Below are 7,874 nucleotides of genomic sequence, written 5' to 3'. Positions count from 1 at the left end.
TGCCAAAAAAGAAATAGTAGCTAAAGATAAAACTATTTTTTTAGAATTTAAACAGGGTTCTTTAATCCCCCCCCCCGCCGTAGACACCTTGCTTAAAATAATATTTTTACTCAAATATTTTTCTCCTTCCTTATTTAAAATGATTTATTTTGAAATTAATTTCATATTTTTTATTTTTTAATAATAATATAAAATATAAAAATAAAATAGCGGAATATTAAAATATTTAAACTTAAAGTATAATTAAATACTGATTATTATAAAACTATATGGTTTGAATTTAAATTTTATTTTATAAAAAAATTTATTTAATGAGGGTAAATTTGTATGAAATGTTATTTTACAAAACGCAACGAAGATTTAAGTTGTATAAGCGTGAATTTTCACGCTTACTCTAGTTCATATTTTTTGATCAAAGTATTGTAAAATCCATTGGTTTTTGTCTCATCTATACCTTTGTCAAAAATTTCTACCAATTCTTTTTGTTTGTTTTTATCAAAAGCAAAGCTAAAGCCTTCTCCACCATCCATCTCTTGGTAAAAACTTATCAAGTCTGGATTTTCAGCTAAAAAACCTTTAGCAGTATCTTCATCTGCGATAATAGCATCAATTTTGTTGTTTTTTAGTGCTAAAATAGCAATATTTAAATCTTTATTGCTTTGCACTTGTGCATTTTTGATAGCTTTTGCAGTATTTTCTTGTAAAGTTCCTAGTTGAACTCCTATTTTTTTACCTTCTAAATCATTTTTCGTTTGAAGTAAATTGTTACTTTTTAGTTTAAGATAAAGATTTTTACTCATATAGTAAGGTTTAGTAAAATCAACACTCTGTCTTCTTTCATCCGTTGCACTCATAGCCGAGGCAATCATATCAATTTTACCAGCTTTTAAAGCAGGTATTAGCCCATCGAAATTGGTTTCAACCCAAACAATTTTAATACCATTTTTTTTGGCGATCTCTTCTACTAGATCCGTATCAAAACCTGTGAGTTTTGAATTTTCTTTATAGTTAAAAGGTTTATAGTTTGGGGCGGTTCCAACCTTTAATTCTACGCTTGCATTTGTTTCTTTGTTTTTAGAATCATTGCAAGCGTTTAAAAATAAGCCAACCAAGGCAACTAAAATAACACTAAATATTTTTTTCATTTTATTCCTTTGATATAAAATATTTTAAAATTATACTTATTTTAAATTTATATTTAATTAAGTCTGATTGCTTTTTGCAATTTTAAATTATATAATCTTTAAAATATAGCCCCCATTTTTTAACCCACCAAATACTTATATAAATACTTACACAAATATTTATATTATTTAATCCTTTATTTAATCCCCTTTTAAGTTTAATTGGTTATACTTTCATTTCCTTTTTTGAAAAAAAGGACTTAAAATCTTTTAAATTATAAAGTTTCACTAACTGAGTAGATTTTATAAATTAACTTTATTTTAGATTTTTTAAGTTTTTAAATTATTTGAGTTTTTAACTTTCTTAATTTTTTAATTTAAAACTAAAAAGCTTTTTTATAAATCTTGTTTTTAATTTAAAAACTTTTCTTTTAAAAATGATTTTTTGTTTTGTTCTTTTAACTTAGTATTGTTATTCAAATCTTATTAGTCAATCTTTGAAATCTAAATAAGTGATCGATTGAGCCAGAAAGATTTAGGCATAAGTAATTATGTAAAATCTATTCAATCTAATTTAAAAAGATTAAAAGCTTTTCTTTTGATCTTTTATAACTTTTTCTTTGAAGAAAAAGATTAAACTATCTATAATTTTTATGGAGAGTTTGATCCTGGCTCAGAGTGAACGCTGGCGGCGTGCCTAATACATGCAAGTCGAACGATGAAGCTTCTAGCTTGCTAGAAGTGGATTAGTGGCGCACGGGTGAGTAAGGTATAGTTAATCTGCCCTACACAAGAGGACAACAGTTGGAAACGACTGCTAATACTCTATACTCCTGCTTAACACAAGTTGAGTAGGGAAAGTTTTTCGGTGTAGGATGAGACTATATAGTATCAGCTAGTTGGTAAGGTAATGGCTTACCAAGGCTATGACGCTTAACTGGTCTGAGAGGATGATCAGTCACACTGGAACTGAGACACGGTCCAGACTCCTACGGGAGGCAGCAGTAGGGAATATTGCGCAATGGGGGAAACCCTGACGCAGCAACGCCGCGTGGAGGATGACACTTTTCGGAGCGTAAACTCCTTTTCTTAGGGAAGAATTCTGACGGTACCTAAGGAATAAGCACCGGCTAACTCCGTGCCAGCAGCCGCGGTAATACGGAGGGTGCAAGCGTTACTCGGAATCACTGGGCGTAAAGGGCGCGTAGGCGGATTATCAAGTCTCTTGTGAAATCTAATGGCTTAACCATTAAACTGCTTGGGAAACTGATAGTCTAGAGTGAGGGAGAGGCAGATGGAATTGGTGGTGTAGGGGTAAAATCCGTAGATATCACCAAGAATACCCATTGCGAAGGCGATCTGCTGGAACTCAACTGACGCTAAGGCGCGAAAGCGTGGGGAGCAAACAGGATTAGATACCCTGGTAGTCCACGCCCTAAACGATGTACACTAGTTGTTGGGATGCTAGTCATCTCAGTAATGCAGCTAACGCATTAAGTGTACCGCCTGGGGAGTACGGTCGCAAGATTAAAACTCAAAGGAATAGACGGGGACCCGCACAAGCGGTGGAGCATGTGGTTTAATTCGAAGATACGCGAAGAACCTTACCTGGGCTTGATATCCTAAGAACCTTATAGAGATATGAGGGTGCTAGCTTGCTAGAACTTAGAGACAGGTGCTGCACGGCTGTCGTCAGCTCGTGTCGTGAGATGTTGGGTTAAGTCCCGCAACGAGCGCAACCCACGTATTTAGTTGCTAACGGTTCGGCCGAGCACTCTAAATAGACTGCCTTCGTAAGGAGGAGGAAGGTGTGGACGACGTCAAGTCATCATGGCCCTTATGCCCAGGGCGACACACGTGCTACAATGGCATATACAATGAGACGCAATACCGCGAGGTGGAGCAAATCTATAAAATATGTCCCAGTTCGGATTGTTCTCTGCAACTCGAGAGCATGAAGCCGGAATCGCTAGTAATCGTAGATCAGCCATGCTACGGTGAATACGTTCCCGGGTCTTGTACTCACCGCCCGTCACACCATGGGAGTTGATTTCACTCGAAGCCGGAATACTAAACTAGTTACTGTCCACAGTGGAATCAGCGACTGGGGTGAAGTCGTAACAAGGTAACCGTAGGAGAACCTGCGGTTGGATCACCTCCTTTCTAGAGTACAAAGTAATAAGTCTCACAACTATTACTTCAATATATAAACTCAATTGATTCTTGTTTAGATTTCAAAGATTGATGATAAAGCTAATTGTTTATGGGGAATTAGCTCAGCTGGGAGAGCGCCTGCTTTGCACGCAGGAGGTCAGCGGTTCGATCCCGCTATTCTCCACCATTTATTAAGGGCCTATAGCTCAGCTGGTTAGAGTGCACCCCTGATAAGGGTGAGGTCACAAGTTCAAGTCTTGTTAGGCCCACCATAAAAAAGATTTGAATAAAGAAGCTTTAAAATCTAAAGCAAGTATATAAAGTAGATTAAATATAAAATATAAACTCTAAATACTTAGATTTATTTTTATCTTTAGCTATAAAAGAATATACTTTAGATAGATATAAATAACATATACATTATGTATTTATATTTATAATGATTATATTAATATATATACTTCCTTTAGGTTTTAAACCTAATGTTCTTTTTAATTATCATTGTTAAGAGTCACAAGCAAGTTTTAATAAAAACAATTTTACAGGACTTGTTAAAGGATAAAACCTATTTATCTTTTCTTTAGTTTAACTTAACTTTTAGCTGTCTTTATTTCTATGAATAAAGAGAATATTAGATTTAAGGATTATAAATTAAAGACAAGTTTCAAACTCACAGCTTAGTTAAGACTAAATCATTTAGTTTTATATTAAGTGTTTGAATGCTTTCCGTCTTAAGATAAAGAAGTCTTATCATAAAAACTTTAACAAGGAAGTGATGCGTTTTAGAATCAATAAAAAAGGTAGAAGTTAGGTTATATCTAACTTTTATGCAAATTGTTTTTTTAGCGATTAAGAATTGAAGCTTTATCTACATTAATTTTTTAATGAATGTTTAGTTTATTTCGTTTTAAGCCTAATATCTTTTAGGTTGGCGGGGTAGGCCTTTAGCTTTGGTTCTTTAGGATGAGCTTTGCTCATCTGCTAAAAGAACATCAAAAGGTAAGCTACTAAGAGCGAATGGTGGATGCCTTGACTGGTAAAGGCGATGAAGGACGTACTAGACTGCGATAAGCTACGGGGAGTTGTCAAGAAGCTTTGATCCGTAGATTTCCGAATGGGGCAACCCAATGTATAGAGATATACATTACCTATATAGGAGCGAACGAGGGGAATTGAAACATCTTAGTACCCTCAGGAAAAGAAATCAATAGAGATTGCGTCAGTAGCGGCGAGCGAAAGCGCAAGAGGGCAAACCCAGTGCTTGCACTGGGGGTTGTAGGACTGCAATGTGCAAGAGCTGAGTTTAGCAGAACATTCTGGAAAGTATAGCCATAGAGGGTGATAGTCCCGTATGCGAAAAACAAAGCTTAGCTAGCAGTATCCTGAGTAGGGCGGGACACGAGGAATCCTGTCTGAATCCGGGTCGACCACGATCCAACCCTAAATACTAATACCAGATCGATAGTGCACAAGTACCGTGAGGGAAAGGTGAAAAGAACTGAGGTGATCAGAGTGAAATAGAACCTGAAACCATTTGCTTACAATCATTCAGAGCACTATGTAGCAATACAGTGTGATGGACTGCCTTTTGCATAATGAGCCTGCGAGTTGTGGTGTCTGGCAAGGTTAAGCAAACGCGAAGCCGTAGCGAAAGCGAGTCTGAATAGGGCGCTTAGTCAGATGCTGCAGACCCGAAACGAAGTGATCTATCCATGAGCAAGTTGAAGCTAGTGTAAGAACTAGTGGAGGACTGAACCCATAGGCGTTGAAAAGCCCCGGGATGACTTGTGGATAGGGGTGAAAGGCCAATCAAACTTCGTGATAGCTGGTTCTCTCCGAAATATATTTAGGTATAGCGTTGTGTCGTAATATAAGGGGGTAGAGCACTGAATGGGCTAGGGCATACACCAATGTACCAAACCCTATCAAACTCCGAATACCTTATATGTAATCACAGCAGTCAGGCGGCGAGTGATAAAATCCGTCGTCAAGAGGGAAACAACCCAGACTACCAGCTAAGGTCCCTAAATCTTACTTAAGTGGAAAACGATGTGAAGTTACTTAAACAACCAGGAGGTTGGCTTAGAAGCAGCCATCCTTTAAAGAAAGCGTAATAGCTCACTGGTCTAGTGATTTTGCGCGGAAAATATAACGGGGCTAAAGTAAGTACCGAAGCTGTAGACTTGCACACAACTTAGATTATTTAAGTTTAGAATATAAAAAAACTAAGTTATATGTTTTAAGTTATATTTTTACTGATTTTTATAGAGTAAAGATAGAAATAAAGCTTAGTAAAATCAGTAAAAATATTCTTGGTTTAAAGTTTAAGTAGTTTAAGTTGTGTGCAAGTGGTAGGAGAGCGTTCTATTTGCGTCGAAGGTATACCGGTAAGGAGTGCTGGAGCGAATAGAAGTGAGCATGCAGGCATGAGTAGCGATAATTAATGTGAGAATCATTAACGCCGTAAACCCAAGGTTTCCTACGCGATGCTCGTCATCGTAGGGTTAGTCGGGTCCTAAGTCGAGTCCGAAAGGGGTAGACGATGGCAAATTGGTTAATATTCCAATACCAACATTAGTGTGCGATGGAAGGACGCTTAGGGCTAAGGGGGCTAGCGGATGGAAGTGCTAGTCTAAGGTCGTAGGAGGTTATACAGGCAAATCCGTATAACAATACTCCGAGAACTGAAAGGCTTTTTGAAGTCTTCGGATGGATAGAAGAACCCCTGATGCCGTCGAGCCAAGAAAAGTTTCTAAGTTTAGCTAATGTTGCCCGTACCGTAAACCGACACAGGTGGGTGGGATGAGTATTCTAAGGCGCGTGGAAGAACTCTCTTTAAGGAACTCTGCAAAATAGCACCGTATCTTCGGTATAAGGTGTGGTTAGCTTTGTATTAGGATTTACTCCGAAAGCAAGGAAACTTACAACAAAGAGTCCCTCCCGACTGTTTACCAAAAACACAGCACTCTGCTAACTCGTAAGAGGATGTATAGGGTGTGACGCCTGCCCGGTGCTCGAAGGTTAATTGATGGGGTTAGCATTAGCGAAGCTCTTGATCGAAGCCCGAGTAAACGGCGGCCGTAACTATAACGGTCCTAAGGTAGCGAAATTCCTTGTCGGTTAAATACCGACCTGCATGAATGGCGTAACGAGATGGGAGCTGTCTCAAAGAGGGATCCAGTGAAATTGTAGTGGAGGTGAAAATTCCTCCTACCCGCGGCAAGACGGAAAGACCCCGTGGACCTTTACTACAGCTTGACACTGCTACTTGGATAAGAATGTGCAGGATAGGTGGGAGGCTTTGAGTATATGACGCCAGTTGTATATGAGCCGTTGTTGAGATACCACTCTTTCTTATTTGGGTAGCTAACCAGCTTGAGTTATCCTCAAGTGGGACAATGTCTGGTGGGTAGTTTGACTGGGGCGGTCGCCTCCCAAATAATAACGGAGGCTTACAAAGGTTGGCTCAGAACGGTTGGAAATCGTTCGTAGAGTATAAAGGTATAAGCCAGCTTAACTGCAAGACATACAAGTCAAGCAGAGACGAAAGTCGGTCTTAGTGATCCGGTGGTTCTGTGTGGAAGGGCCATCGCTCAAAGGATAAAAGGTACCCCGGGGATAACAGGCTGATCTCCCCCAAGAGCTCACATCGACGGGGAGGTTTGGCACCTCGATGTCGGCTCATCGCATCCTGGGGCTGGAGCAGGTCCCAAGGGTATGGCTGTTCGCCATTTAAAGCGGTACGCGAGCTGGGTTCAGAACGTCGTGAGACAGTTCGGTCCCTATCTGCCGTGGGCGTAAGAAGATTGAAGAGATTTGACCCTAGTACGAGAGGACCGGGTTGAACAAACCACTGGTGTAGCTGTTGTTCTGCCAAGAGCATCGCAGCGTAGCTAAGTTTGGAAAGGATAAACGCTGAAAGCATCTAAGCGTGAAGCCAACTCTAAGATGAATCTTCTCTAAGCTCTCTAGAAGACTACTAGTTTGATAGGCTGGGTGTGTAATGGATGAAAGTCCTTTAGCTGACCAGTACTAATAGAGCGTTTGGCTTATCTTTAATAAAGCATCACTTCCTTGTTAAGGTTTTTAAGAAAGCTTTGAATATAGATAATATTTAGAGTTTAGTAGAAATCTTTCAAGTAAAGTTTGTATTAGAACTTGCTCTTAACATTGTTTTTTAAGTATTCTATATAAAAACTTATCAAAGATAAAAGATAAGTAAAGAAGAAAGAAAAACAAAAGAAGAAAGAGAATAAAGAAAAAAGTAAAGAAATAAAAGATTAATCTTTATTTTTTAAATTCAATCTTTCAAAGAATATTTAAATAACAATGTCCGTGATTATACAGATGTGGAAACGCCTTGCTCCATCCCGAACCAAGAAGCTAAGCACATCGTGGGTGATGATACTACGCCTTACTGGCAGGGGGAAAGTAGCTCATTGCGGACTTGTTAAATGTCTTCATTGCTTACTTTATATATAAATCCTATGTTTATTTTTATTGTTGTTTTAGATGATGCTTAGAATTGTGTTTAAAAAAGAGTTTGTTGCTGTTTAGGGTTTTTAAGAGAATAGGGTGTTTTTAGGAGTTTGGAAA

At 38.3% G+C, this 7,874-nt stretch carries 1 protein-coding gene, 2 tRNA genes, 3 rRNA genes and 1 pseudogene; 5 read left to right on the top strand and 2 right to left on the bottom strand.

All coding sequences use genetic code 11. The annotated features are described in order from the left end of the window. Both AJ885_RS10940 and AJ885_RS02110 read right to left on the bottom strand, forming a co-directional pair. Nucleotides 1–114: pseudogene (locus AJ885_RS10940) on the bottom strand (hypothetical protein); the annotation flags it as partial. 275 nt (nucleotides 115–389) lie between these two features. After that, nucleotides 390–1,145 (bottom strand): basic amino acid ABC transporter substrate-binding protein, encoded by a 756-nt coding sequence (locus AJ885_RS02110; RefSeq protein WP_070209890.1) that lies wholly within the window; start codon nucleotides 1,143–1,145, stop codon nucleotides 390–392. Nucleotides 1,146–1,774: 629 nt separating this feature from the next. Here AJ885_RS02110 and AJ885_RS02105 point away from each other — a divergent pair. The 5 genes from AJ885_RS02105 to rrf all read left to right on the top strand — a co-directional run bounded on the left by AJ885_RS02105 (nucleotide 1,775) and on the right by rrf (nucleotide 7,726). After that, a 16S ribosomal RNA gene (locus AJ885_RS02105) occupies nucleotides 1,775–3,287 on the top strand. Nucleotides 3,288–3,389: 102 nt separating this feature from the next. Continuing rightward, nucleotides 3,390–3,465, top strand: a tRNA-Ala gene (locus AJ885_RS02100). 8 nt (nucleotides 3,466–3,473) lie between these two features. Next, nucleotides 3,474–3,550, top strand: a tRNA-Ile gene (locus AJ885_RS02095). 725 nt (nucleotides 3,551–4,275) lie between these two features. Beyond that, nucleotides 4,276–7,335 (top strand): 23S ribosomal RNA (locus tag AJ885_RS02090). Between the two features lie 274 nt (nucleotides 7,336–7,609). Then, a 5S ribosomal RNA gene (gene rrf, locus AJ885_RS02085) occupies nucleotides 7,610–7,726 on the top strand. Together the 16S, 23S and 5S rRNA genes with 2 tRNA genes alongside form the textbook arrangement of a ribosomal RNA operon. Nucleotides 7,727–7,874 lie beyond the last annotated feature (148 nt).

Source organism: Campylobacter sp. BCW_6464, from assembly GCF_001762775.1.
Taxonomy (GTDB): Bacteria; Campylobacterota; Campylobacteria; order Campylobacterales; family Campylobacteraceae; genus Campylobacter_D; species Campylobacter_D jejuni.
The sequence above is the reverse complement of the archived record's forward strand: the minus strand, read 5'-3'. Positions and strand labels throughout refer to the sequence as shown.

Coding starts and splice junctions, on each gene's coding strand:
- AJ885_RS02110 (WP_070209890.1), bottom strand. CDS start 1,145: ATGAAAAAAATATTTAGTGTTATTTTAGTTGCCTTGGTTGGCTTATTT.